The sequence below is a fragment of the Mesotoga sp. B105.6.4 genome, from assembly GCF_002896535.1.
Classification (GTDB): domain Bacteria; phylum Thermotogota; class Thermotogae; order Petrotogales; family Kosmotogaceae; genus Mesotoga.
In genome coordinates this window covers 1-26,162 of the sequence record NZ_JWIM01000036.1, presented here as the reverse complement: position 1 = coordinate 26,162, position 26,162 = coordinate 1, and the positions used below count along the sequence as shown (strand labels likewise).

Annotated in this window: 24 protein-coding genes and 2 tRNA genes; 8 read left to right on the top strand and 18 right to left on the bottom strand. The window is 45.0% G+C overall.

Going from position 1 to position 26,162, the window contains the following annotated elements; all coding sequences use genetic code 11:
* The first annotated feature begins 11 nt into the window (after nucleotides 1-11).
* Nucleotides 12-86, top strand: a tRNA-Gln gene (locus RJ60_RS08440).
* A gap of 14 nt (nucleotides 87-100) precedes the next feature.
* Here RJ60_RS08440 and RJ60_RS08435 read toward each other — a convergent pair.
* The 7 genes from RJ60_RS08435 to surE all read right to left on the bottom strand — a co-directional run bounded on the left by RJ60_RS08435 (nucleotide 101) and on the right by surE (nucleotide 5,886).
* Nucleotides 101-613: a ComF family protein gene (locus RJ60_RS08435; protein WP_243392445.1), complete on the bottom strand. Its 513-nt coding sequence runs from the start codon at nucleotides 611-613 to the stop codon at nucleotides 101-103.
* Nucleotides 614-729: 116 nt separating this feature from the next.
* Nucleotides 730-3,282, bottom strand: a complete 2,553-nt coding sequence (locus tag RJ60_RS08430) for an ATP-dependent DNA helicase (RefSeq protein WP_099830928.1) — start codon at nucleotides 3,280-3,282, stop codon at nucleotides 730-732.
* A 43-nt stretch (nucleotides 3,283-3,325) separates the two neighbouring features.
* Nucleotides 3,326-3,414, bottom strand: a tRNA-Leu gene (locus RJ60_RS08425).
* Between the two features lie 67 nt (nucleotides 3,415-3,481).
* Nucleotides 3,482-3,697 carry a heavy-metal-associated domain-containing protein gene (locus RJ60_RS08420; RefSeq protein WP_099830927.1) on the bottom strand — a complete coding sequence of 72 codons (216 nt, stop codon included), beginning with the start codon at nucleotides 3,695-3,697 and terminating at the stop codon, nucleotides 3,482-3,484.
* Between the two features lie 2 nt (nucleotides 3,698-3,699).
* The gene (gene fmt / locus RJ60_RS08415) at nucleotides 3,700-4,632 is read right to left on the bottom strand and encodes a methionyl-tRNA formyltransferase (RefSeq protein WP_099830926.1); all 933 of its coding nucleotides are present in this window, start codon (nucleotides 4,630-4,632) and stop codon (nucleotides 3,700-3,702) included.
* A 1-nt stretch (nucleotide 4,633) separates the two neighbouring features.
* Nucleotides 4,634-5,125, bottom strand: coding sequence for a peptide deformylase (def, locus tag RJ60_RS08410; protein WP_099830925.1), 492 nt, complete (start codon nucleotides 5,123-5,125; stop codon nucleotides 4,634-4,636).
* A complete protein-coding gene (gene surE / locus RJ60_RS08405; protein WP_099830924.1) occupies nucleotides 5,122-5,886 on the bottom strand; it encodes a 5'/3'-nucleotidase SurE in 765 nt (254 codons plus the stop codon). The genes def and surE overlap by 4 nt, the downstream gene beginning before the upstream one ends.
* 96 nt (nucleotides 5,887-5,982) lie before the next feature.
* Between surE and RJ60_RS08400 the strand changes: the two genes are divergently transcribed.
* Nucleotides 5,983-6,642, top strand: coding sequence for an HD domain-containing protein (locus RJ60_RS08400; RefSeq protein ID WP_099830923.1), 660 nt, complete (start codon nucleotides 5,983-5,985; stop codon nucleotides 6,640-6,642).
* Between the two features lie 3 nt (nucleotides 6,643-6,645).
* On the opposite strand, the gene RJ60_RS08395 is transcribed toward RJ60_RS08400, so the two are convergent.
* From RJ60_RS08395 to RJ60_RS08380, 4 genes are all read right to left on the bottom strand, one after another.
* A complete protein-coding gene (locus tag RJ60_RS08395; RefSeq protein ID WP_099830922.1) occupies nucleotides 6,646-6,924 on the bottom strand; it encodes an acylphosphatase in 279 nt (92 codons plus the stop codon).
* On the bottom strand, nucleotides 6,914-7,555 hold the full coding sequence (locus RJ60_RS08390; RefSeq protein WP_099830921.1) for a lactate utilization protein: 642 nt from the start codon (nucleotides 7,553-7,555) through the stop codon (nucleotides 6,914-6,916). Before RJ60_RS08390 ends, RJ60_RS08395 begins: the two co-directional genes overlap by 11 nt.
* Nucleotides 7,556-7,623: 68 nt before the next feature.
* On the bottom strand, nucleotides 7,624-7,974 hold the full coding sequence (locus tag RJ60_RS08385; RefSeq protein ID WP_099830920.1) for a hypothetical protein: 351 nt from the start codon (nucleotides 7,972-7,974) through the stop codon (nucleotides 7,624-7,626).
* On the bottom strand, nucleotides 7,975-8,289 hold the full coding sequence (locus RJ60_RS08380; protein WP_099830919.1) for an SCP2 sterol-binding domain-containing protein: 315 nt from the start codon (nucleotides 8,287-8,289) through the stop codon (nucleotides 7,975-7,977).
* Nucleotides 8,290-8,379: 90 nt separating this feature from the next.
* On the opposite strand from RJ60_RS08380, the gene RJ60_RS08375 reads away from it, so the two are divergent.
* Nucleotides 8,380-10,629 carry a TIM-barrel domain-containing protein gene (locus tag RJ60_RS08375; protein ID WP_099830918.1) on the top strand — a complete coding sequence of 750 codons (2,250 nt, stop codon included), beginning with the start codon at nucleotides 8,380-8,382 and terminating at the stop codon, nucleotides 10,627-10,629.
* Here the strand turns inward: RJ60_RS08375 and RJ60_RS08370 are convergent.
* Nucleotides 10,618-13,086: a hypothetical protein gene (locus RJ60_RS08370; RefSeq protein WP_099830917.1), complete on the bottom strand. Its 2,469-nt coding sequence runs from the start codon at nucleotides 13,084-13,086 to the stop codon at nucleotides 10,618-10,620. The genes RJ60_RS08375 and RJ60_RS08370 overlap by 12 nt on opposite strands.
* 115 nt (nucleotides 13,087-13,201) lie before the next feature.
* On the opposite strand from RJ60_RS08370, the gene RJ60_RS08365 reads away from it, so the two are divergent.
* Nucleotides 13,202-14,131 carry a DMT family transporter gene (locus RJ60_RS08365; RefSeq protein ID WP_099830916.1) on the top strand — a complete coding sequence of 310 codons (930 nt, stop codon included), beginning with the start codon at nucleotides 13,202-13,204 and terminating at the stop codon, nucleotides 14,129-14,131.
* The gene (locus tag RJ60_RS08360) at nucleotides 14,128-16,173 is read left to right on the top strand and encodes a glycoside hydrolase family 13 protein (protein WP_099830915.1); all 2,046 of its coding nucleotides are present in this window, start codon (nucleotides 14,128-14,130) and stop codon (nucleotides 16,171-16,173) included. Before RJ60_RS08365 ends, RJ60_RS08360 begins: the two co-directional genes overlap by 4 nt.
* A gap of 70 nt (nucleotides 16,174-16,243) precedes the next feature.
* Here RJ60_RS08360 and RJ60_RS08355 read toward each other — a convergent pair whose 3' ends face one another.
* The 6 genes from RJ60_RS08355 to RJ60_RS08330 all read right to left on the bottom strand — a co-directional run bounded on the left by RJ60_RS08355 (nucleotide 16,244) and on the right by RJ60_RS08330 (nucleotide 23,619).
* Complete coding sequence (locus RJ60_RS08355) at nucleotides 16,244-18,022, bottom strand: glycoside hydrolase family 36 protein (protein ID WP_103134458.1); 1,779 nt, start codon at nucleotides 18,020-18,022, stop codon at nucleotides 16,244-16,246.
* Between the two features lie 202 nt (nucleotides 18,023-18,224).
* On the bottom strand, nucleotides 18,225-19,367 hold the full coding sequence (locus RJ60_RS08350) for a PLP-dependent aspartate aminotransferase family protein (RefSeq protein WP_103134457.1): 1,143 nt from the start codon (nucleotides 19,365-19,367) through the stop codon (nucleotides 18,225-18,227).
* A 7-nt stretch (nucleotides 19,368-19,374) separates the two neighbouring features.
* Nucleotides 19,375-20,376 carry a Gfo/Idh/MocA family protein gene (locus RJ60_RS08345; protein ID WP_103134456.1) on the bottom strand — a complete coding sequence of 334 codons (1,002 nt, stop codon included), beginning with the start codon at nucleotides 20,374-20,376 and terminating at the stop codon, nucleotides 19,375-19,377.
* Nucleotides 20,377-20,447: 71 nt separating this feature from the next.
* Nucleotides 20,448-21,548 carry a galactokinase gene (galK, locus tag RJ60_RS08340; RefSeq protein WP_103134455.1) on the bottom strand — a complete coding sequence of 367 codons (1,101 nt, stop codon included), beginning with the start codon at nucleotides 21,546-21,548 and terminating at the stop codon, nucleotides 20,448-20,450.
* 113 nt (nucleotides 21,549-21,661) lie between these two features.
* A complete protein-coding gene (locus tag RJ60_RS08335) occupies nucleotides 21,662-21,901 on the bottom strand; it encodes a glutaredoxin family protein (protein ID WP_103134454.1) in 240 nt (79 codons plus the stop codon).
* 116 nt (nucleotides 21,902-22,017) lie between these two features.
* Nucleotides 22,018-23,619, bottom strand: coding sequence for a DUF2207 domain-containing protein (locus RJ60_RS08330; RefSeq protein WP_103134453.1), 1,602 nt, complete (start codon nucleotides 23,617-23,619; stop codon nucleotides 22,018-22,020).
* Nucleotides 23,620-23,680: 61 nt separating this feature from the next.
* On the opposite strand from RJ60_RS08330, the gene RJ60_RS08325 reads away from it, so the two are divergent.
* From RJ60_RS08325 to RJ60_RS08315, 3 genes are read left to right on the top strand one after another with little or no spacing between them, the layout of a single operon-like run.
* The gene (locus tag RJ60_RS08325; protein ID WP_103134452.1) at nucleotides 23,681-24,469 is read left to right on the top strand and encodes an HAD-IIA family hydrolase; all 789 of its coding nucleotides are present in this window, start codon (nucleotides 23,681-23,683) and stop codon (nucleotides 24,467-24,469) included.
* Between the two features lie 24 nt (nucleotides 24,470-24,493).
* Entirely contained in the window at nucleotides 24,494-25,057 is a 564-nt protein-coding gene (locus RJ60_RS08320) for a LemA family protein (RefSeq protein WP_180979928.1), read from the top strand.
* Nucleotides 25,058-25,062: 5 nt separating this feature from the next.
* Nucleotides 25,063-26,070, top strand: coding sequence for a M48 family metallopeptidase (locus RJ60_RS08315; RefSeq protein ID WP_103134451.1), 1,008 nt, complete (start codon nucleotides 25,063-25,065; stop codon nucleotides 26,068-26,070).
* Nucleotides 26,071-26,162 lie beyond the last annotated feature (92 nt).

Genomic DNA, 26,162 nt, shown 5'->3' with positions numbered 1-26,162 from the left:
CTTTACTGTCTTGGGAGATCGTCCAATTGGTAGGACAGCGGACTCTGGATCCGCCGATGGAGGTTCGAGTCCTCCTCTCCCAGCCAGGGGCCGTGAGGCCCTATTTTTTTGCACTGGCAACTGCAAAGAAAACAATATCTTTTACTCCCCCTTCTCTAAGAACTCTAGCACATTGGCTGGCAGTTGCGCCAGAAGTAACAACGTCATCGAAAAGAATCACCGAATCGCATGACGGCTTCTTCTTGAGACGGAACTTGTCCTTCACATTATCAATTCTATCCTTCATTTTGAGAGTAGATTGAGGTACAGTCTTTCCCGATATTGAGAGTATGTTCTCAATCCTTATTTCCACCTTTCGGGAGAGAAATCGCAGTATTCCCAAGTTTGTGTCATAACCTCTCTTTACGAAAGCTTGAAGCGATGTTGGTACCGGAACAACAACGTTCGTTGCCGGGAGAAACGTATTCATCATCTCGAAGGTCATATTTGAAAAGAGATGGGCTATACCCGGTCTGTCTTCGAACTTGTAAGCGTGAATCAGCTCCCTCATCGGGCTTTCGTACTTCCAGTAAGAGAAGGCTGAATCAATGTATGGAAGTTCAAGTGGGGCCATAATCGGACCATCCATCGAGTTTAAGCACTCGAAGCAAAGGTAATGACCTGGATCTATTTCCTTCTCGCAGGCGAGACAAGAGTTGGGAAAGAAGTGAGAGATGATAGACCTGATCATTAGATCCATCTCTCCCTCTTAAGCTTTCTTAGTTCTCTTAAGATCTTGCTGCTGCTTTCAGCCTGAATGTCTACTCCGGGAGGAAGAGAAGCCTGCAATTTCCTAGAGTAAGCTCTTCTAGAATCGATTATCCTTTTGTCCAGCACAATCACAACCCCATGGTCACCCCTGGTTCTTATAAGTCTGCCGAGTCCCTGTCGGAAGGCCGTTATCATCTTTGGATAATAATACTTGTTCATACCTTCTACGAAACTCCTCTTCCCGTAATGTTTTATTCTAGCCTCAATTAGCGGTTCATCCGGTCTTTCAAAGGGGAGCTTGTATACAATCAGGAGTTTGAGCTGTTCACCAGGAAGATCTACACCCTCCCAGAATGCTCTGGCTCCGAATATCACGGACTTCTCTGAATTTACGTGGTCTGCAAGAATGGTTGTCGGACTGTCCTCCCTATCTTGAATGTGAATCACCATATCTCCAAGTCCGCCGGAGATTCTGGAAAGAGTCCCTTTCATGTCTTCGTAAGAAGTGAAAAGCACCATTGAACCACCACCTACTATCTTCAAGGCTTTGAGCGTTATATCCGCCGCACTTTCGAGATAGATTAGCGAATTCGGAAGATAGTCGGGCAGATCGGCCGGGACGAAGAACTTCAGCTGCTGCGTATAATCAAATGAAGTTCCGAGCCTAACCGCTTCATTGTTACTGCTTGTTCCAAGTATTCTCCTGGCGTAATTGAAGCCATCGCTACCCCTGCTGTAAACCCACAGAGTCGCAGAGATGAAAATCTTGACGCTTACATCGGGGAAGATCGATGCCATCAAGGTATCGTTTTCCACAGGTGAGGAAATTATGCTGAGGCTATCGAGGCGCCTTTCAAATCGGCTTACATAAACAACCCTCGACTCCTGAGAAGAAGTGATTCCCGCTATCTGTTTCATCCATTCCCTTGTTTCAGTGAGAATCCTGCTTACTTCAGCTTCTAAACCATCTATCTTTTCATTTCTTTCCTCTACATCATCCAGCATCTGCATCGTCTGGGTACCAATATATACGTGTGTCTGAAGAGTATCGGAAATTGCTGCGAGCATAGATATTATCGCTTCGAGTTCTCTTCCTGTGAATGTAGTTCGGTTTTCGGATTCAGAACTGCCTGTAACCTTGACAAGCTCTGTGATCTGTTTGTCCAGACTAGCGGTTGCCTCTTTGAGCTTTGTCCACAGTCTTCTCAAAAAATCCTCGTCAAAGTGCCTCTTCAGAAATCCAAAGGAATTCCTAACTGCCTTTATGAGTCTTCTCACAGTACCGGCCAGCTCGTACGGCTGAAAGCGGTAGCTCATGGCCTGTGTCAATGAAGCCTCGAGCTCATGTGCCTCATCCACAACGAGATATTTGAATCCCGGGAGAAGAGTTCCGATATCTTCTCGCTCTTCGGCGTCTCCGTCGGAAAGTCTTATGTTTGCTTCGCTAAAGAGGAAGGAGTGATTCGTGATAACTATGTCGGAGCATTTCGCGTTTTCTCTCTGGACGTAATAAGGACAGATCTCGAAGAAAGGGCAGAGTCGTCTCGTGCAGTCGAATCTGTTTCCAGAAATCATTCTTCTCATCTCTTCTTTCAACGGAAGCGTGTCGAGATCTCCCTCGCAAGTTATCATAGACCAGATGAGTATTCCTGAAAGTTCCTTTGACATCTCTTCATCCAACATCTTGTTGAGAGCGAGGGTCACGACCTCAAAAAGCTTTCTGACACAAAGATATCTTTCTCTCCCCTTCATTACCGAAACACGCAGATCATCAAGGTTAGGAAAGGTCCTCAGCACCTCCACATCTTTCTTAAAGAGCTGATCTTGAAGGATTCTTGTTCTTGTAGAGACAACTGCCTGATTCATAGTCGAGATACAGGCGTATGCAATCGGTGCCAGGTATGCTATACTCTTTCCGGTTCCAGTACCGACCTCGATCATAAGATTGCCGTCTCTTTCAATTGACTCTGCGATTTCAAGAGCCGTCATGAACTGCTCTTGTCTGAATTCGTATCCCTTCATTGAATCCTGTAGGAGCCCACCCTCACTGAAAACCAGTTTTACGGTCTTCTGAAGATTGATCCTGGGATTGCCCCTTTCTCTTCTTTCATTCCTCTTGAGAGCGGAAAGCACATAATCCTCCCACGGATCTAGAAACTCGCTTTCCCTAAGTGCAAGAAGAAGGAAGTTCCTCAGCCCACCGTTCTCTACGGTCTTCTCAACTATCGATGAGAGCCCTGCTGGCATTTTCTCAAGAGTCTTTCTGTACTGAAGAATCCGAGTCCCGAGATCCTTAGACTCCGACTGAAAAAGAAAGCTTCTCAGATATCCTTCATCGATAGCTATCTTCTGGAGATACTCACTGTCCAACGACCCATCCACAAAAAGACAGTCTTCACCTCTCTCCGAAAAGAACGAAGGAAGATCTTCGATATTCATTGAGACGAATGGAGAGTTCTGAGAAATCCGTCTCAAGCTAATTCTTGTTTTTGCGTTCCGTTTGAAAATATTACCTAGCAGAATCTCTCCCAAGAAGCACCTCAAAAGAAAAAACCGGGCTATGAACCCGGTTCAGTGGTGCCGAGGGCGGGACTTGAACCCGCATAGGCTAAACTGCCCACATGGACCTCAACCATGCGTGTCTGCCAATTCCACCACCTCGGCAACGTCACACGTCAGAAATTATAACTTGACCGGATTCCTTTGTCAAGAAGCAAAGTGCGAGAATGGTTTATATAAGCATATCAAAACCGAGTTTGGACAGTTCTTCCTGAATTATATATCTGTCAACGATTGCATTCTCGTATTCAACTTCTACCACTCCGCTGGCAACATCTGCCTGAGCCTTAACTATGCCGTCGAGCGACCTTAGTCTCGCAACTATTCTAGCAGCACCATCTTCAGTGATCTCGTTTCTGATCTGAAATAACCTCATTACCCTGGGCATTTTTATCCCCCCAAAATCATCCCTTCGTGAATTAACCGACCACTTACAGCATCCTTGGGTCTCATCGGTTTCTTCCCGGGTAACTGCACTAACGATATAATAACATTTCCAGTGCCACAGCTAATAACCATTCCGCGGTCATCAATTTCCACAATTTCGCCGATTCTACGGCCTTTCCCATAGAAGTCAATTACTGAAGCCCCATACAACTTTATCGGTTTACCTTCAAGCTCTGCTCTTGCTCCCGGACGGGGGTCGTAAGCTCTTATCTTATTCACTACCCTCACAGGATCAGAGAAATCTGTGATGACGAGATCCGAAGATTGGATTTTAGGTGCGTTCGAAAACTCTCCTTGCTGTGGAGAAAGCTTCAGCTTTCCCTCGTTTACGATTCTCAAAAAGTCCAGCAATGTTTCTGTACCAAGCTTTTCAAGCTTCGTGTAAAGCGTTCCTAAAGTGTCCGACGATTCTATTTCGATTTCTCTTTTGAGAGCAATCTCACCAGTATCCATTCCTTCATCAATCTTGAATATCGTTATTCCCGTCTTTGTCTCTCCACTTTCTATTGCTCGCTGAATCGGGGCTGCACCTCTATATTTGGGCAGAAGAGAAGCATGAACGTTGAAACAACCGATGGTTGGAAGGTTTATAACACCCGACTTAAGAAGTTTTCCAAATGCCACAACAACGATAATATCTGGAGATAGCTCCAAAAGTTTTTCGAACCCTTCATCAGAATTGATCTTTTCAGGCTGAAAAACTGGTATTCCGTAGCTAGTGGCGACTGTCTTCACCGGGGTGGGTTCTACTCTCCGCCCTCTCCCCTTAGGCCTGTCAGGCTGTGAAAAGACTCCTGCCACGTTGTTCCCCGATTCTACAATCGCCTTGAGATGAGCAGCCGCAAATTCGGGAGTTCCCATGAATACGATCTTCATTTTATCTTATGCTTTCCTTAATTATCTGATTCAATTTTGGTTTCAGCACCGCTCTTTTTGATGAGGAAAGATAATCGACGAATAGCACTCCTTCAAGATGATCGCTCTCGTGCTGCACTATTCTCGCAGGATAGTCCGTCAAATCCTCTTCGTGGTGCCGGCCATATTCATCCTGATAATGTATTCGAACTGCAGACGGCCTGATGATATCGGCGTAAATTCCGGGTATGCTGAGGCAACCCTCTTCCATCCTTACTGTCTCATCACTCTTGGAAATAATCTCTGGATTAATTACTACCCTCAACCCGTCTCCGGGGTCGTAAACAAAAATCCTCCGGGACACAGCCACTTGCGGTGCTGCGAGGCCCACGCCGTCCTCAACGTACATCGTCTTGCTCAACTCTTTCACGAACGCTTTGAGATCATCGTCGAAAACTTCGACACTCTCGGAAACATTTCGAAGTATGGGGTTTCCTATATAAATCACTTTCATTCCGACCACCCTTCCGAAATCTCCTTCAGTTCCTCAAAATACTCTTTATCGGTCATAATGGCATGGAGAGGGGTTATCGATACGAAGTTGGATTTAACTGCGTTGAAATCACAATCAGTAGAACATTCATCTTCGACTACCTCTCCGAATATCCAGTAGTAGTTGTTCCCATAAGGATCCTTTCTCTTTTCGAAATAATCCTTGTATCTTCTTCTGCTCTGTCTGGTCACTTTCCAACCCTTCAGTTCCTCGTACTTGACTGAAGGAACATTTATATTTAGAGCCGTGAAGTCCGGCATCTTACTGACATCGTAGATTTTGAGAAAATTGACCATGAATCTGGCTGCGGTTTCATACTCGGGATTACTCCAGTCACTGCTTGAGACCGCAATCGATGGGGTATCAGTCACTGCGCCCTCTAGAGCACCTGAGACTGTTCCAGAATAAAGAACATCTATTCCCATATTCTGCCCTTTGTTCACCCCGCTTATCACAAGATCTATCTTCCTATCCGAAATCGCAAGTAATCCGAGCTTAACGCAATCAGCCGGAGTACCATTAATTGCATAGCCGATGTTCTTATTACCGACTTTGACTTCCTTGGCCCACAGCGGAGTTCTGATTGTTATTGCGTGTCCAGTCGCGCTTCTTTCGACATCGGGTGCAACTACAAGGACTTCATGCTCTTCAGAAAGCGTTTCGGCAAGCAAAATAATCCCGGGCGACATGATTCCATCATCGTTTGTAACGAGGATATTCAATATTCGTGCCTCCTTTCACCTATTCATACAAATCATCTTGTATACTTATTTTACATTATGCATCTAGACTTTTCTTTTTTACTCAAGGAGAGAAATATGAATCTTACAGAGCTGATGGACTGCATTCCACACTTGCGAGAAATCCTCCACATCGTTAGGGAAGCCTTTGAAGACTACGATGACCCTGCTCATGATATTTCCCACACTTTCAGGGTAACGGAGAATGCGAGCGAAATTGCTTCTCGGGAGAGGTGTGACCTTCAAAAGGCAGTCATCGCCGCACTCCTTCATGACATTAAGCGGCCTCAAGAAGCTCTAACCGGCATCGATCATGCAGAATCCGGCGCGGAATATGCTTTAGGACTTCTACCGACCATGGAATTCAACTTTTCGTTTATCTCGGAAGTCTCGCAGGCGATTAGATCGCACAGATACTCCGGCGGTTTAACACCTACCAGTGTGACGGGAAAGATCCTCCAGGATGCGGACAGACTAGACGCTATAGGTGCAGTGGCCATAGCAAGGGTCTTTGCCTATTCCGGAAAGGTCGGAACTCCTCTTCACTCTCTCCAATTCGGTCCGTGCAACTCTTATAGCGGCAATTCGCGTAGTTCTATCAATCATTTTCACGAGAAGATACTTAAGATAAGACCGGAAACTTTCTGGACGGGAACTGCAAGAAAAATGGCTGAGGACCGCTACAGTTTCGTTGTGGAGTTTGTGAAGAGGTTCCTAGCAGAATGGGGACAAATCTAAACCTCAGTACCTAATTTCGAAGTTATTGAACGGCTTGAATGGGAGCTCTTCAATTTCTGTCTTTGTAATGCTGGCATAGGATGGACCCCTATCTATTCTTTCAACGAAAGCATCGATTTCCTCATCACATCCGGAACAAACGATCTCCACACTTCCATCGGGCTCGTTCCTCACAAAACCCGTCACCCCAAGAGACGTGGCGGTGTGAAGGGCAAAGTACCTGAAACCAACGCCCTGCACACGCCCAAAGACTCTTATCCTGAGAGTTTTCTTACAGGCCAAGCTCTTCACCTACAAGAACGATCGTGTAGCGCCATGGTCTTCTTCTCGAATCGATTATTATCGAGTACGTTTCACATATTCTTTCTTCGCTGCTGCAGTCGGAGCAAAATCCGGTTGTCACGCAGGGAGTATGCAAGTTCAGCCTCTTTGCATTCATCGGTGCTATCGACTTGATCCTCTTGATGCCTGCATCCAGATCGTTCACGACTTTATTAATTCCGGCGACAAAAATCACCTTCTCGGGGCCGAACGTTACTGCAGCGGCCCTGTTGCCGCTCCCATCCAGCAGTAGAATCTCTCCATTCTCTGTTATGGCATTCGCGCTACATAGATAATAGTCGGACTCAAATGCCTTGATCATGATCTCCCTTTTCTCTCTATCTTCGGAAACCGAGTCTCTGTCAAGAAATTCATATTTCCCCGACCTCAACAAATCCATTACTCCAGACTCCTGAAGTGTCACCGATCCGCCTGAACTAACGGTAGCTCCATCGGGAATCAGCTTATGAACTTCTTCGACCACCATTTCTATATCTGGGAGGTAAATCACCCTCACGGATTTGCTTTCAAAGACTTCTATGAGTTTCTGCGCCAGTTTTTCATTCTTCCATCGTCTAAGACTGTTCCTCATCACGAACTCCTTTCTTTGAGAGAAATCTGCCTTTAGTCAGCTCTCCGCAGTAATAATTCGAATTTCCTCTAGAATGTAATGATCTCGGCTCCACGCTCCACATATGGTGCCAGCGGAACGTGGTTCCTCATGTCCCCATTCAGGGGGAGACCCTCTTTCTCTACTATGTCAAGGACGCCCATCATTTTCGAACAACCATAACATACGGCCTTTATAAGGCCCCTTTTCTTCGCTTCAATGTAAATCTCATGAACAGGATCCTTTTCATGTGTAATCTCTTTCATGAGACGGGGAGATTCTCCCTCCATTACGACAGATACGGCAAATCCCTTTTCCGACATGTCAAGTGCATTCAGCAAAGCATGAAGAAAACAAGATTTCTTCCCTTCAAAAGCCAATATCAGTACTTCATGTGCCATTCATCCACCTCCAAGCAGTTTGTTAAGCTTCATCGCAAAGGCCAGATCGCCCGATACCCTTAAACTTCCAGTCATGAAAGCTGTCAGAGGATTCACAACTCCTTCAATCAGTCCTTCAAAGGTCGCGAAATCTGTGCGTATTGAGCAATCCGAAGGTCGTTCTTCTTCAAAAACCTCTAGCCTGCCATCGCAGATCTCGACAGTGAATCTCTGTGGATCACCTCCTTCGATAAAGAACGAGAATTTTCCAGTAATCTCCGAAAGCATCTCAGCTTCCAATCCCTTGATCTTCTCAATAGCTTTCCTGACTGTCATCAATCTACCTCCTCGCTTCTGCTTTACATACAAAGTCTAACATTTTGTTGTACAATGAGATCGAAATTTCCTATAAATGGAGGCGCTGCTTTGAGAAAACGATTCTTTCGCTATTTCGATTCAGTAATCAAAATGGAAGTTGAAAGAGAGGGAAAGACGAAGTTCGAAACTGATTCGGTGTTGACGGCGCCTGCAGAAGAACTGGACAGCGACGTGGCAAATCATCTCTTCCAAGGGTTGAGGCTGCACGGGCTAGAAGGATCCTCATCGCAGGACTTCAACGAGATGGAGATTGTAGAAACGACAGATGGATTCAGTATTAAAATCGAACTACATGACGACCAGGCAGTTCTTGGACTCGGACAATCGATCGGCCCTCTCAACAAAAGGGGCGCAGTTTATGAGATGTACAATACCGATGAACCTGATCATTCTCCCTCAAAGAAAAGGCTTTACTCAACGCTTCCAGTATTCTATATAGCTTCAGCCAGGAGACAGATCGGCTTCTTTCTAGATCACCCGGGATACTCCAGATTCGACGTAGGCTTCGAAACGCGAGACAGGCTGAAAATCGATATAGAAGGTGATGGTTTTAGTCTTTTCATGTTCTTTGAGAGCCCACATGAGACTATAAGAGACTTATTCAGACTAACCGGGAACCCTTTGTTCTTACCCGCCTGGGCTTTGGGTTATCATCAGTCAAGATGGTCGTATGGAGATGAGAAATCCGTTATTGAAATCGCGGAAAATCTCAGGAACAAAAAGATACCATGCGACGCAATACATCTGGATATTGACTACATGGACAGTTATAAGGTATTCACTTGGGATGAGAATAGCTTCCCCAATCCGTCGTCAATGATAGAACGACTATCTAATATGGGCATTAAGATCATTTCAATAGTAGATCCGGGTGTTAAGGCAGTTGAAAACTACGACATCTATGAGGATGGCCTCAAGGGTGACTTCTTCTGCAAGAAGGAAGATGGTACTCCCTTTAGACCTGCAGTCTGGCCTGGAGAATCCAGACTCCCGGACTTCCTGAACTCTGCTACGAGAAATTGGTGGGGAGAACATTATGACAGGCTCTTGAAGGACGGAGTCTCTGGCTTCTGGAACGACATGAATGAGCCCTCGATTTTCTACACACCTGAATTGCTCAAAGAGCTACAACAGCTTGCAACCGAAATAGATGACAATGGAATTGAAACGGAATTCCTTTTTGCGAGGATTGCCTCAAAGAAGAAGTACTACGACTACGGGAAGGATTTTGTTCAGACTGATGATAATGGGATCGCTCACTTGCATAGAAAGGTCCGAAACATCTATGGGTTCAATATGGCTCGAGCAGCATTCGAGGGAATAAGGAAAAGCAGGCCCGATTCAAGACCCTTCATTATCACTAGATCGTCATATCCCGGCATTCAAAGATACGCGATCCTTTGGACGGGCGATAACGAGAGTAGTTGGGAACAGCTGCTAAGCGAAATCAGGCTAATCCAATCCATTTCGCTTGCAGGAGTAAGCTTTGTTGGTTGCGATGTGGGCGGCTTTGGCGGCGATTGTAGCGGAGAGCTGCTTGTACGATGGACTCAACTGGGGGCCTTTCTTCCCTTCTTCAGGAATCACAGTGCCATTGGAACGAGGAGACAGGAACCTTGGGCCTTCGACAGCGAGGTGGAGAGGCTTATTAAGAAGGCAATAGAGCTTCGTTACTCATTGCTTCCCTATTTCTACACAATTCATAAGCAGTCAGCCGACGGAAAAATGACAATGATTAGACCCCTCCCGATTGTCTGGCCCAAAGACAGGGAAACTTATAACGCCGACGATCAGTTCATGATAGGTCCGTCTATCATGGTTGCTCCCATTTACCAGAGGAATTCAAAGGGTAGGCACGTTTATCTTCCAGAAGGAGAATGGCTAGATCTTAACACGAAGAGAGCATTCGCTTCAGGCCATGTCTGGACAGAGGCTCCTTTAGATACCATTCCCTATTTCTTGAAGGAGGACTCCATGGTCGTTACCACCTGCAGCTCTCAATTTGTTGAGAGCGGATCCTGGGGAGATCTTCGAATCATAGGTTTTGTTAAGAATTATGCGGAGTTTGAACTGTATGAAGACGACGGAATTAGCAACGCTCACGAAACCGGCGAATATTCTTTGAAGAAAATAGTTGTGCGCAGTTGTACAGATGGAATTAGAATTGAAGTTCTACCCAAAACAGGTAGCTTCAAATGCAGAGAGAGATCATTGACATTCGAAGTTCACAACGGAGAAAGGCTGTACGCTGTGAGCGTGCAGGATTCTCCTGAGGGTTGTGAAGTTTTAGTAAAGTAGTGCGAAATCTATGTAGGGCAGGAGTCTCATGCTTTCAAGCATGATTCCTGCTTTTATTTCAATTGGGTAAGCTGCGTAAAGGTAGACCGTCTCAAACTTATATATAGCCAGTCTCCAGGAAAAGCTCCTTCCTATCAACGTATCGATCTTCGCTCCAATTCCTTCCTCAGAAAGGTGAACAAGATTAATAAGATTGAACCCTCTCCTCGAAATAGTGTAGTCAGACGAGATTGAAAGGCCAACGACTATGTTGGAATCGTCCCTGAAATCCCATAGCTCAACCGGTACTAGAGATGGATCTTCTCCGAAAGTTACCCTAGAAAAGATAGCTGAATCTAATGCAAATCCGTTTTTCTTCCAGTCAAAATCGACTCTTATCCCCACGTCCACAAGATTTGAAGTTGCCGTCTGCGTATCCCTAACGGCGATATTCGTCTTCAGTGATGCCTGACCCCCGTAAAGCACAGATGAATCCTGAAGAACAACGTTAATTGATCCCGAGACTTGCAGGGGATAATTGAGCTCGGCCTTCCAGCCGAAAGCAAGTTTGGGATTAATGACATACTGACGATAAGCCTCCAAAGAAGCTTCGACATTGAGATCCGAAAACTCGAACGAAAGGGTGAAATCAACGGGCGTGTAGTCAATACTACACAGTTCGAGGTGGAGGCTCGGAAGCATTGTTCCAAAGTCGAAAGATCCACCGGCAATCAGATGGTTGTGAAATGTAAGATCGGAAAAAAGCAAAGACAGACCCTTGTAAGGAATGGGAGACACAAATCTCCAACTTGTGAAACCTTCGTATTTCTCGCCTTCTAATGGCTCAGGAACTCGCATCTCAACAGTCGTTTCTTTGAGCTTGAACTCAGTGGTCTTTGATTCAACTGAGTACAACAACTTGTTTCCCTTGACCTGACCGACAGCCACAATTCCTTCTCTTGTTCTGGCAGGATCTCTGACGTACCTGGGAAAGGTGGCAAGACTTGTCATCTCGCCTTCAGATGTGACAAGATAAACACTGCTGCCAAATCCGTTCTCTACCGAAATAAGAAATCCGCCTGAAGTCCAGCTTCCAAGTGAGAAGTCCTTATCGATTTTGTACATTAAAGGGGCATCGAAACCCGATGAGTAGAATGCAATATACTTGTTTCCGCGCATATTGACTCTGAACGCTACGAGCGCACCATCTTGAGATGCTCTGACGCTAGTGATCTGCATTTCCGGGTCTATTGCCGCGAAAATCGTCGTCACCCTTTCATTTCGAAGTGAGAGGATTTCCACAGACATAGTCCCCAAACTATTCCTCAGAATTGCTAGACGATCTTTTCCGGCGAAATCGATTCCGACAAGGTGGGAGTATTTCGTTCGCTCAAGCCTTCCTTCCCTGAAGAAGTAAAGCCTTGTTTCGGAGACTTCCTTCTCAAAAAGCAACAATGCAATTTCATTCTCAAAAACAGCGAAATCAATGATCTCCATGCTGGTTCTGAGAATTTCGGTGTCTTCCCTATATAGCGTGTAGTATCTTTGCTCTCTATCAAACCCAATATAATACAGTCTATTCGCGTAGGTCTTTGATCTGTAGTGACTGACAAATTCCCCGATATCCGAAGAGAGTCTATGGATCGATGGAGTCTCTACTCCTTTCCACTTTTCCGATTCAAAATCGATAAACTCCGCCTTTAGCTCCTGATAGCTTTTACCATATACTCTCTCAAAAGAAAAATCAATTCCTGCAAATCCAAGAATCCCCGACTTTATCCTGACCAATTCCTGAATGCTTTCAAAGCCATAGGTCTCATATAGAAATGTCAGGAACGCATAGCCGTAATTGTAATAGGCCTCTCCCCCGATGCCGCTGTGACCGGATACTACGGTCTCCTCGAGAAAGGGGTCCTCTCTGTCAAGTTGATCCCAAAGAAAAGGTAAGCGTCTGTAATCGTACTCATAAAGGTCTCCAATAAGTTCGCTCCCTAACTGCGCAAAGCCTTCGGTGAACCACATGGGCTGAAGGGCGTTAGGAAGGTAAAGTCTTGAGAAATAGTTTCTCAGAAAGTTTCCAACTTGAGTTGTTGCGGTAATCTGAAAAAGATGACTAAGTTCGTGAGTGATCACTTCTTCCAACCAGAAGCCGTCATTTCTGTAGGGATAGTCGAGACCGATCGTCATTATGTAGATTGATTCCATGACTGGATTTGCCAGACCGTTTGACCGATCCTCATAGCCTCCAATCAATATGGAGATCTTGTCTCTGAAAGGGTTCCCGAATAATTCACTCAAGCCAAGGAAGGTATTTTCTGCAATCTCTTCAATTTGGGAAACCGAACCGGCCACTTCGTTATGGTATATATAAACAAAGTGCTCTGATTCATGCTTCAACCAGTCCAGATCTCTGAATGAATATCCGCTTACGATGACCGAAATCAGCAGAACAAAAAACGGAATATATCTTCTGAACAAAACAACACCGCCTTCTTGAAAAGGAGATCACTACTATTATAGACTATGCAAAGGCGACAAGGCCCTAAGGTTGCCGGTTACTTCGTCGCAGTGCTATTATTGGTTGAGGTGCTTTATGGCAGAGATAGAAAGAGACAGGCTCTTGGCATATTTTGCAGGAATCGGTTCTTCAGTTATCTTTGGTCTTTCCTTTCTATTTACGAAGAACGCACTTGAATATACAAATCCCATGTACTTTCTTTCGTACAGATTTTCTGTTGCCTTTCTGACTATTTCATTGTTTAGATTGTTTGGTATCGTCAGAATCAGACCCTACAGAGCAGTTTTTAAAGACCTTCTTCTTCTCAGCCTTGTTCAACCGGTCATGTACTTCATCTTAGAAAATGTTGGGGTCTCTTTGTCCACTTCATCCGAAGCTGGAATACTCCTTTCGACAATTCCAATATTCGTACTGATTTTCGCCAGGATATTTCTTAAGGAGAGACTTGCCGCTCCTCAGATAATCTCAGTTGTGACTGCGCTATTTGGCATAACTTTGATAACCGCCGGAAAGGGGATTTCCTCAGGAAGCAGTCCACTGGGGCCGATCATTTTGATAGGTAGCACAATCTCGGCAGCCTTCTATAACATTCTCTCGCGAAAAGCCTCTGTCAGGTTTAGTTCATGGGAGATCACATATCATATGATGACGATGGGCTTCATCTCTTTCACCGTAATTGCAGTTATACTGTCTTTGTCAAGAGGAGAGTTTTTGTTCTATATCGGCGGAATTGCTCAGCCTGGTGTCGCCATTGCTGCGCTTTACCTCGGTACATTATCGTCGGTCGGAGCATTCTTCCTGATCAACTTCATGCTTTCCAAGCTTGAAGCATCGCGCTCAACCGTCTTTGTCTACCTTTCAACAGTTGTATCTCTTCTCGCCGGCGTGATTTTCAGGGGAGAAAGATTCGGACCAATTCAGATGTTTGGAGTAGCTCTTATTCTCTTCGGAGTATGGGGGGCCAACGCTCTGTCGAAGAGGAAAATCAAGGAGGGGTCGAAATGATGAAAATGAAGAGCGTCGTTACTACGGTTTTCATCTTGGCAATGACAATTGCCAGAGGAGTATCCTTTCTTACTACTGCAGATTCAACACCCTCAGTAGTGATCATTGAGAGTTCACTGGAACTGAATATGTCTCGACTCGATAACAATTGGTGGTCAGCAGAAGTTAATATTGAGCCAGGTCTCTATCATTACTACTATTCCACAGAAGATGCGACTTTTCTTGACCAAAGGAATCCTGACAAGTCGTACAAAGATGGAGCAGAACTATCAGTGTTAAGAGTAGAAAACCTTGGAGACCTGCAAGACTTTGCCAGACACAGTGTTGGCGACAGAGATTACTTCAACCCGGTAAACGAAAATGAATTCTACTTTGCCGTTTCACTTCCTATTGGAACTACTTATCAGCTCAGCCTCATTGTCGATGGGACTCGCTACAATCTAGAGTATCTACGCGACTTCGGCAAAGATAGCTTTTATCGTACAGACAGGATAAAAGTTGAAAACTTGGAGTATTACTTCGAGATAGAGGATGGAGACAACTCAGTGGTCCTCGATTCTCTCGGACTGTGCCAGGAGTTACGTCTTCCATTCATTTTCGAGAAAGATAGGCTTCCCATAACGTATTTTGATCTTCCGGAATGGTCAAAGGGAGCCGTTTATTATCAGATTTTTCCTGAGAGATTCGCAAATGGAGATCCCAGAAACGATCCTGTTGGAGTTCAGCCGTGGAATTCTGATCCTGTTTTCGCCAACCTCGGCGGCGATGGCTTTTTCGGAGGAGACCTCAAAGGGATCATCGATCGTTTCGATCACATTCTTGAGCTGGGAGTAAATGCGATATACCTGAACCCGATCTTTGAAAGCCCTTCGAGTCACAAGTACGATACTGAAGACTACCTGAAGATAGATGACAATTTCGGCGACGACTATGTTTTCGAGGAGCTCATTTCACTGGCAGAAGATTCTGGCATCAAATTGATTCTGGATGGAGTCTTCAATCATACCGGCTACGACTTCTTCGCCTTCAAAGATCTCCGTGAAAGAGAGGAGACTTCCCCCTACAAGGACTGGTATTTTGTCAAACGCTTTCCAATAAGGAAGATCCAGGATAGGGCAATGACATATGTGGGATGGAACGGCTACGCATATATGCCTAAGATAAACAGCCTCAACGAAGGCTGGCAGGCTTACGTGGAACAACTTGTACGCAAGTACGATCTTGAAGGAATCGGTGGCTGGCGTCTCGATGTTGCAACGGAAGTTGACCCTCTTTTCTGGAGTGATTTCTTCAGACCACTTGTGAAGGGGTTAGACAAAGAAAAATTGCTTGTCGCGGAATTTTGGGGAGACGCCAGAGCACTGCTTAGAGGCAAGTCTTTTGATTCGGTTATGAACTACCCCTTTAAGGATGCGGTTGTGGAGTATGTTTTCAGAGCGGGAAACTCTGCTGCAAAGTTCGCAGCTATGACTAATCTGTATCTCAACGCTTATCCGCCTCAGACTCTGCATTCTCTCTGGAACATTCTGGACAGCCACGACACCGAGAGAATTCTTACCCTTGCCTTCAATCAGGTTGATCTTCTGAAGATAGCAGTGGCAATTCAGATGACTTTCATCGGCAGCCCTGTAATTTACTACGGAGACGAAATCGGAATGAAGGGGGGAAAGGATCCGGAGAACAGAGCTCCCATGATCTGGGACGAAGAGAGATGGAACTGGGAAATCTACGAATTCTACAAGAAGCTAACAGTGCTTAGAGAATCTCACGAATCTCTTCGTACCGGAGAATATGAAGTCATGACAACCAGTGGCCCCGTTCTCTCTTACAGAAGATGGAACGATCAGGATGAAGTAATTGTGGTAGTTAATCCATCAAGAGAAAGCGTCTCCTTCAGTCCTTCGACAAGTGGCGAATTCTTTGAGTATCTTTCCGGAAGAATACTGGTAATTGATCAGCACACAGTAGAGATCCCTGCTATAACAGTTTGGATTCTTGTTAGGAACGAGAGCGGTGAACTGGCTTCTGCCGACAACTCTTGATATCGAGTTCTAAGTCCCGTCAACTATTCATCCATAACCGAGTTTATTGTCGGTAGTTGATTCAGGCGGCTCATTCTAAACCTTCTCGTGCTTCTCGCTTTTCTATCCATATGCTTCGGGGAGGTAGTTCAACTTCCATAACGGAAGGAATTACGCCTGACCAATCCTGATACATCTTCTTGAGCTTAATTGAGTGCCGAGGTGTATCGTTAAGATTCACGAAAGAGGTGACGTCATAGACGGGTGCATTTCTCGTACAGGTTGCGAAGACTCCGTTCATGCCGTCAAGGAAGACCCTGGGTTCTCCTCCCCTAAGCTGCATCGCTTCCATGAGCAAAGAAATCCCGTCGCGGCCAACCTGAGACATGTCATCACTGGTAAGCATCATTCCATCAAGTAGACCCACAGATAATGCAAATACTCGCTTCTCTTCTTCGGTAAGTCCGCAGTTCCTCAAAACAATCGTATCGGGATCATTCAGCCACAGCCTGCGGTGCATGAAGGACCTTGTGTAGGCATTTCTCAAGCTGTACCTTGCGCTCGGAACTCCTATATCCATCGTTTCCCCATTCCACTCAGGCGCAGTATCGGACCCGATTCTCATACCATCAACATAACCTACTGAGGGAAGCAGAGGAGCTCCACAGCCAAGAATGAAGCAATCATCTCCGGCAGCAGCTCTAATTGTCTGCATTCCACTTCTATACGCCTCAACCGGTGTTAAGAATTCGTTGAAGCGCCCTCCAGGAATCGCACCAGCGAAGAGAAAATCTATTTTCAAATAGTCAAAGCCATAACTCCTTATTGTCTTTATAAGCCTTTCGAGGTGAAGTAGAACTTCTGGATTAGTCGTGTCAAGAGCGAAAATCTGCTTATTCCAATTTCTGTATGCTACTCTGGGATTGCCATCACTGTTCTTTACAAACCATTCTTTGTGCTCGTTGAACAGCCTTGAGGATTCGGAAGCAGAAAACGGGGCTATCCACAGTCCTGCTTTGAAGCCTTTTCCCCTAATTTCAGAAGCGATTTCTTTCAAGTCCGGAAATTTGGAGTTGGTCGTCAGCCAGTCGCCTATTTCCTTTTCGTAACCATCGTCAAGCTGAACCAGTCTGTAATCGATTTTCTCGCGATCTCGAATTTCGGCAAGAAGCTTCACATTCTTCGACAACTCATCGAAAGTTATGTCGGTGAAGTAATGGTACCAACTACACCAACCTATCCCTTCAAACTCATTAAACTCAACCTCATTACTCTGCTTTATGAGATCAGCATACTTTTCAAGCATAGTCCAGAGGCTTTTATTACCAAGAATAACCATCTCTTCGAGTTCTATTGATTCGCCCGATGCAAGTTCAGTACCGAAGAGATCCACTGAACCAATGATGCTCAAGGTCTCATCGTCCCATAGGAAATACTGGTGAGTGAATTGATTCGAGACAAAACCTACAAGGAGCTCGTCGGTGGCAATGAAGTAATCGCTAGGTCTTTGCCCTTTCCTGAGGAGCTCAGGTATTGGGGAGGCGGCAAAGAGACTTATTCCTTGAGAATCTGCGTACTGAACAAACGAATCCACTAATGGTCGCTCCCAGTAAGCCTTGAATGGGAACCATGACTGCCAGTTGTTGTAGTAAACGGGCTCACTAACATCCTGGATTTCGATTAGATCGATCTTGCCAACTTTCTTAGGAGAGGGATCTTCGTTGCGAATTGAGACTCTGAGCAAAACTCCCGATGAGTCTGGAAGGTTTGAAAAGCTATAGATAAGGACAAGGTTTTCTCTCTCTATCTTGAACTCTCTCTCGCTGCTAAGGAACAGCTCCTCTATTCCCGCGATTCTTATCTTCAACACTTCAAATCACCTCACAACCTTGTTGTCTATTATAGGCCAACAAGAAAACAAGTTGAATCGCGGTTTCACTACTGATGCTGAGAGGAAAGACGTTTATGACTCCAATTCTGGTTGTCGGTTTTTCTTGCTCTTTCAGACGCCGGGTTCCTTTCTTTCTCGGGGCAGGTACAAAGAACAGAATCATTCATTTTCTTGGTTGCTCCTAGATTGCTTCAAGAGCTGCACCTAGATCTTCCAGAAGATCTTCAACATCCTCGATCCCCACCGAAAGCCTTACCCCTCCTTTGGATAGACCCACTTCACTAAGCTGTTCATCTGTAAATGAAGAGTGACTGGTGAGAACAGGTATCGTGACAAGTGATTCGACTCCGGCCAGACTTGTTGCTTCTAGAAAGAGCTTGCAGCTTCTTATGAATCTTTTCGCTTTTTCCAGATTCTCCAGCTCAAGATACACGACTCCCCCAAAGCCTTTGCAATCTGCAAAGCAGCTAGGTTTACTGTTCATCAAAGAAGGATAAGAGACTCTACGCACTTTTGGACTTTTCGAGAGAAAAACCGCTACTTTTTCCCCGTTCTTATTATGCAGTTCCATTCTGGGACCAAGAGTCTTCACTCCACGACTGACCAGAAAAGCATCAAATGGAGCTCCATTCGTGCCCGACTTAATCATTTTCTGTCTAACAAGCTTCTCAGAATCGCCTTCGCTGAAGGCGGCAAAGCCCGCAATGACATCGGAATGGCCATTCACATACTTAGACAGACTCTGGATATCTACGTCGGCACCATGTTCAAGCGGCCTAAAATTGTAGGGAGACAGAAATGTATTGTCGACTATCAAAAGCGCTCCGCTCTTCTTTGTTATCTTTGATATGTTTTCGATTTCCGATAAGACCAGGTTCGGATTTGCCATTGACTCAACATACACGATAGCGGTATTGTAGTCGACAAGATTCTCAAGGTCTTCTAACTTTGACTGGTCAAATCTCCTGACCTCTACTCCCATGCCGGGTAGTTCCGCGATAAGACTCTGAGTCCCTCCGTAAACGTTTTTCGAAATCACCAAGTTCATCCCTGACTTGAGAAAAGTGAGAAATACCGTAGTGATAGCGCCCATTCCCGATGAAAAGAACACTCCGCCTTTTCCTCCGAAAAGATCGGACAGCTTCCTTTCTAAAACTCCTATCGACGGATTTCCGACCCTTGTATATAAGGTCTCTGAGGTTTCGCTGAGATACTTGTCGTCATTTGCCAGGAAGTTCGAAGTCTGGAAAATAGGAGTTGTTACGGCGTCGCAAACTTTTTGCTCTTCGCCACTATGAATAGCTCTAGTATTGAAGCCACTCATCTTTCCATCAACTCTCCACTATCAATGAGTCCACAATCACTACTCGTTTCTCATTTGCAGAAATCAATCCGGCCTCAACGGTCGCCAGATCAAGGATTGCCTCCCGAATAGAGCCGAGAGAATTCTTCTGACCTTTAATGACTCTGTAGAAATCAGTAAATTCCTCAACGAATCCATCACTGTTATTTGCGTAGAATTTCTCTCGACCGTGAGCCTCGATTTCGATTGTCGCTTCATCCTTGTCAACACGCAACAGGCCTTCTGTTCCAACGATCTCGAGTCTGTTAAGAGTGGCCGGAGCACCATATACAACCGAGTAGTTCCCAATCACTCCGTCTCCCAGTGTCATATTGAAGACCACTGAGTTCTCCGCACCAAGATAATCGAGATTCTTCTCTGAAAATCCGCTAACTTCTCTCACATTCCCAAGGATTTTTCGCAAGGCCGCAATGTCATGAACGCCACCGTCAGAAATGAATCCCCCCACATGTTTCGGGGCTTGCCTCCACTTAGTCTGAACATACTTGTTATCCAGTCCGAAATCTACCCATTTGAGCCAACTGAATATGATTGGTTTGCCGATCCTTCCTTCCCTCACAAATTCGGAAGCCTTAGTGTAAACTTCTATGTGTCTGTAATTCTCTGCGATGTAGACAGGTGAATTCCCCGGAAGATTCAACAGAGAAAGTCCTTCTTTCACCGACGCGGCAATAGGTTTCTCACAAATAACTGGTTTCTCCGCCGTTCTCGCAGCTACGATCATTTCGGGATTGAGGGCAATTGGCACTGCAAGGACAATCGCATCGACATCATCGGAATAAAGAATCTCTTCATAAGAATCGAAGACTTTGATTTTACCTCCAACGAGATCGGCGAACTCCTCAGCCTTCTTTCTTGTTCTGCTGTTTACAGCAGTAATTGTGAATAGATCTTTCAGCTCCATTAAAGCGGGAAGATGAAGTTCCCTTGAGGCGATTCCCGCTCCTACAACGCCTAGTCTAATGTTCATATCATCCTCCTTCGCAAAACCGTTCAAAGCAACAGAACTGGGATAAGTCCATTTAAGTCAGACTTTCTTTCTCACAAAGAGAAAGAAGCTTCAACTTCCCTTGCACCATCCGAGGGCCTTACTTCGTAACAATCGATATCTATCGCAAACTTCTCTTTGTATCTCGTTTTCACCACTTCAACTATCTTCTTCTCCTCGGTTTTCTCACAAAGGGCGAGTACCGATCCACCGAACCCGGCTCCAATCATTCTTGCACCCGATACGCCCTTCATCTCTCTAAGCGTATCAACAATGAAGTCAGTTTCTTCACAAGTAACCTCATAGTCAAGAGCCAGAGATTCATGAGATTGTATGAGAAGCCTGCCAAGGTTTTCAAAATTCGAGTTTGATAGAATCTTCATTGACTCCAGAACCCTCATGTTCTCTGAAACAACATGCAAAGCTCGTCTATAATAGAGATCACCCATTTTTCCTTTGTTCGGAAACAGATCAACCATTGAAACTTCGCGATAGCTACTCCTGCCAAGAATCTCAAGAGCCTTTCGTGCTTCCTCTCTTCTTGAATTATACGCGCCTCTTGAAAGAGAATGATGTACCTTTGAATCGAACACAAGAAGCGTATAGTCGCCCAGTTCCAGGGGGACATACTCATATTGCATCTTGAGAGTATCAAGGAATATCGCCTTGTTCCTACGTCCCATTACCGCCGTGAATTGATCCATAATTCCACACTTGACTCCGACAAAATCGTTCTCTGCTTCCTGAGCATAATTGTACAACTGAGTTTCGCTGAGCTTCAGATCAAAAACCGAGTTCAGTGCTACTATCAAGGCAACCTCTAAAGCGGCAGAGCTCGAGAGACCTGCTCCTTCAGGAAGGCTGGAGCGAATATCAATATCCATTCCCCCGAACTTGGCGTCAAGCTTATTCTTCAAGATCCAGATTATTCCTTTTAGATAATCGCTCCAGTCACCTGTCTTTTCAATAACACTTTCTTCGAATGACACCGGTTCTCTTCCCATGGAGCTCAGGTGAATCCGACCGTTACCATTCTTCTCAATTGACAGAAGAACATATTTGTCAATCGCGGCTGGCATTACGAACCCTTCGTTGTAATCAGTATGCTCTCCAATGATATTAATCCTACCAGGCGCAACAAAGTACCTCTTCAACTCAACACCTCCAGCAATGTACATATATGCTTTTTGCTCTATATTGAGAGAATAGCACCCCGTTGACAAAAAAACAAAGCGGGCTAATGCCCGCCATGAAATCGCTTCTTCAGTTAATGGATACCCAGAAGGCCGTCTATCTTTCCCTTGTCAAATCCTACAATAACCTGGCTTCCTATTGTTATCACCGGAACACCCATCTGCCCACTCTTCTTGACCATTTCTTCCGCTTTGGCTTTATCCTTGCTTACATCATAGTCTTTAAAAGCAATTCCGTTTGCCCTGAAATAGTCCTTTGCTCTCTTGCACCAGGGACATCCGGGAGTAGAATATACAACTACCTTTGCGCTCATGAAATCCACACCTCCATTTACCCCCTAGGGGTATTAGTAAGTAAATTATAGAATATTTCTGCTACAATTGTCAACTGCTCGATTTAGGGAGACATGTATTCATTCGGGAGAAGTTATCAGGATTTCGCTTTATCAAGAAGCAGTTCGAGTTTCTGCAGTTGGCGGAGTACTGAAAGCTGTTGTTCGTTAACCTTCTGTCTGTTGGCAATCAGATTCTGCAGATGCCCCATAGCTACAAGCTTTGACAAATCATCGTTGTTAAGCGAGGGCTTTGAAAGAAGATCCTTCTCTGACTTCTTCCATTCCATATAGAACAGTCTCCCTGAAGGCGTCCATCTTGCGAAAATCCTCTTCGGGACAACTAGAAGAAGCCATCCCAGGCACCAGTCTGCATAGAGAACTATTGACAGCACGAGAGATTCATCTGGAAAGGAGAGGTATATCTGCCAGTTTCCAAAGACAAACTTCAGTATCATGGACCAGATGATTAAGTAGAAGATCGAAAAAACCGACATGACCGTAGAACCGAGGTACTCATAGAATCTTCCTGACTTCACGCTGCGCATCGCATTCTTCTGCCAAAGACTATAATGTTCCCTGAATTCGTTGAGCGAAACGCTGTTGTTTTCAGCATCAGGAATCTCTATTGAACCGTCTTCATTTCTCTTTAGAGACTTGATGGTCTGAAGCGCCCATTGCTGCTGCGTTGGGATTCCATTATGAGTTGCCTTCACGGATATAGAATTCTCACCGATGAATATCTCTCCGCTGTTGTGCATCTCAAGAATCGTTGCAAGGAAGCCGTTGTGATCCACTTCCTGGAATGGATTCCTTATTACTGCATTAAGAATATAGCCCGGTACATCGTAGATTCTATAACCAATTTCCGACTTAACCTGAGGCTCGACTCCAAAAAGGATAAACGTGAAGAATAAGACGAAAAAAGGCACTGCTATCTGAAACCCGATCAAACCCGAAAGAAAAGCCTGCTGGAACATGGCTATCTCGTGTTCCTTGCGAATCGAACTTTTGCTTACGGTTGTACTCACCGCGTTTGGCATAGTACTGGCAATGTTTTTTGGAAACGAGATCTTGATTTCGCCCGATGCATTTGAAAGAACAGATTTCATTCGAAGCTTCACGGAGTTTCCTTCTATCTCCACCCTGGCTTCTTTATAGGGCCTGACAGAGATATCGTCCTTTGTTATCCTAGAGATTATGGCCTCGGGTAACTCTATGGAAAGAGAGATGTCTCTGGTCATGGCATCTGAGTTTGGTTCCCAGAATCTATAGCTTAACACGGCGATATCCGTTCCTATCTCGACAACACCGGATAAACTGTATTCAGTTGTCATCAGAAACTGGGTGACTTCTTGTTCAAGAAAGATCCTTGCATCGAAGCCGCCGGGAGATGACGATATCTCTCTGACAACACCGGTTCCCTGGGAAACCTCAATAGAATACGAGTTGAGAACCGAGGGATATGATAAATGGAGTTTCTTAGTCGCTGTCCTGTTGTTGCGAGATAGCGTGTAAACTGAAAGCTCTTCAACGAGAAGCTCCCCCTGATCATTCAGTCTGGCGTTGATTTCAACCGAATCGATCTTGTAGGGAGCTGATTCCCTCCAGAAGCCATTTCCTAAGGCAATGAACATAAAAAATCCGCTGACTATCATGAATATGATAAAGAAGTACTTTCTTTCGAATTTCCTTTTCATTTCATCTCACCCTTTGTATTATACTCTGCATATGAAAACAGCTGGAAAAATGGAGGAAGAGATGCTCAGACACAAAAGACTCTTCGTTTCAGATATGGATGGAACGTTCTACCTGGGCGAGCATCTTTTACCAGGCAGTCTGGATTTCGCCAGGGCCATCTACAGACACAATTCAAGACTCGTGTTTCTAACCAACAATTCATCACGTACTCCTGAAGAATATATCAGAAAATTGGTGAAAATGGGCATCGAAAGGAGACTATTCGAGGTCTACACATCCGGGGAGGCTACTGTAAGTCTCCTCAAGAACTGCTTTCCTGGCAAGAAGGTGTATCTGTTGTCAACGCATTCAGTCCGGAAGATGTTTTTAGATAAGGGGATAGTCCTCGATGAAAGTAATCCTGATGTTCTCGTTCTGACATACGACACAGAGATTACTTACGAAAAGATCAGGAAGGCCGCTCTCTTCATAAGAAGAGGTGTTCCATACATTGCAAGTCATCCTGATATTAACTGCCCTACCGAAGAAGGCCCTGTACCGGATGTTGGAAGTCTTATTAGCCTCTTCGAGACATCTACGGGTCGTAAACCTGATCAAATAGTCGGAAAGCCGGATCCAACGATACTAAATATGGTCATGAAAGACTTCGGTTGCTCACCTGAAGAGACGGTTATGGTTGGAGATAGGCTCTACACAGATATTGAGTGCGGACTGAGAGCGGGAGTTGACACCTACCTTGTTCTATCGGGAGAAACGACCAAAGATATGATACCCGTTACACATAGTTACAGAGTTGTGCAGAACACCGGATCACTAGCAGCGATGATTGACAAAGATAATACTGTATAATTACCATAAGTTGGAGGTGATTGAATGGTCATCCTTTTCGTTGTAATTGGAATTATTGTTGTCTTAGCTCTATGGCTCATCGGGGTATATAACAATTTAGTCACCCTAAAAAAGAGGGTCGAAAATGCATGGTCGCAGATCGATGTTCAGCTCAAGAGAAGACATGATCTAATCCCGAACCTTGTTAGCTCTGTGAAAGGTTACATGAAATTTGAACAGGAAACTCTGGAAAAAGTAATGCAAGCGAGAGCAAAAGCTGTTTCAGCTCAAGGTGTGGGAGACAAGATCAAGGCAGAACAAGAACTTGGCGGCGCGCTCGGTAGACTGCTTGCAGTAGTCGAGAATTACCCTGATCTGAAAGCAAACACAAATGTATCACAGCTGATGGAAGAATTGACCAGTACCGAGAACAAGATCTCTTACGCAAGACAGTTCTACAATGATTCTGCTACCAAGTTCAATACAAAGATCGAGATCTTCCCGAATAACGCCATTGTTGGCTTCTTTGGGGGTAAATTTGAATTGTTTCCTCTCTTTGAAGTGACAGAGGCCGAAAAAGAAGCTCCCAAAGTAGATCTTTCCTTCTGAGAGCTATGTCTTTTACAGTAGATTTCTACGAAGAAGGCAGGAAGAATGTCAGAAAGACCATCATTCTCGTGATGGTCTTTCTTGCCATGATGGTTGTATTCGGCCTGATAATAGACTTGATCTTCGGTATTCTACCTATATTCACTCTTATTTTCCTCTCCGTTGCCCTAATACAGATTCTTATTTCTCTCTCCTCAGGAAAAGAGATCGTCTTGAAATCAGTAAAAGCGCGCCCTCTCAAAATGAACGATCCAGAGGAACGACAGCTCAAGAACATCGTAGATGAACTCTCAATTGCAGCTGGAATGGGGAAACCTCCGGATGTATTTGTGATTGATGATGACTCGGTTATCAATGCATTCGCTACCGGAAGGAGACAAGATGATTCCGTCGTTTGCGTAACTAGCGGACTTTTGAAGAATCTCGATCGTGAGGAGACCTCCGGCGTAATCGGCCACGAACTTAGTCACATACTAAATAAGGACGTTCTCCTTATGACGCTGATCTCTGCGCTTCTTGGTGCGGTTGTGATTGTTCAATTGCTTGCCTTTAGGGCACTGATCACTTACCTGCGGTTTGGCGCTATTGGAGCGGCTACAAGGTCAAAACGCTCCTCAAAGAAGAACGACAACTCTGCTCTGCCTATAATCGCTTTTCTTGCGGCAGTTGCAGGGCTTGGCGCACTCTTCTCCTTTACTGGAAGACTCTCGTTGCTTGCTGTCTCGAGAACAAGAGAATACTTTGCTGATGCGAGAGCCGTCGAATTGACTAGAAATCCCGCAGGACTATCGAGAGCTCTCCGAAAGATCGCAACGAGTTCTGCGAAACTCCAGACAGCAAATGTGGCGACCGCTCATCTATTCATATCAGATCCTTTGAAGAGGAGGATAAACAATAGGACCTCCTTCTTCGCATCCTTGTGGAGCACACATCCTCCGATCGCGATGAGAATTTCAATACTTGAAAACAAGACACTGACGGAAATTGAAGCGGAGCTTTCCGACTATATCTGATCTTCAGCACTCCTCCCAATGTATTCACGCAAAGAAGTGGCTAAGGAAACGAACCTGTAACTTGACAGTGGGTAGGGGTACTGGTAATATAG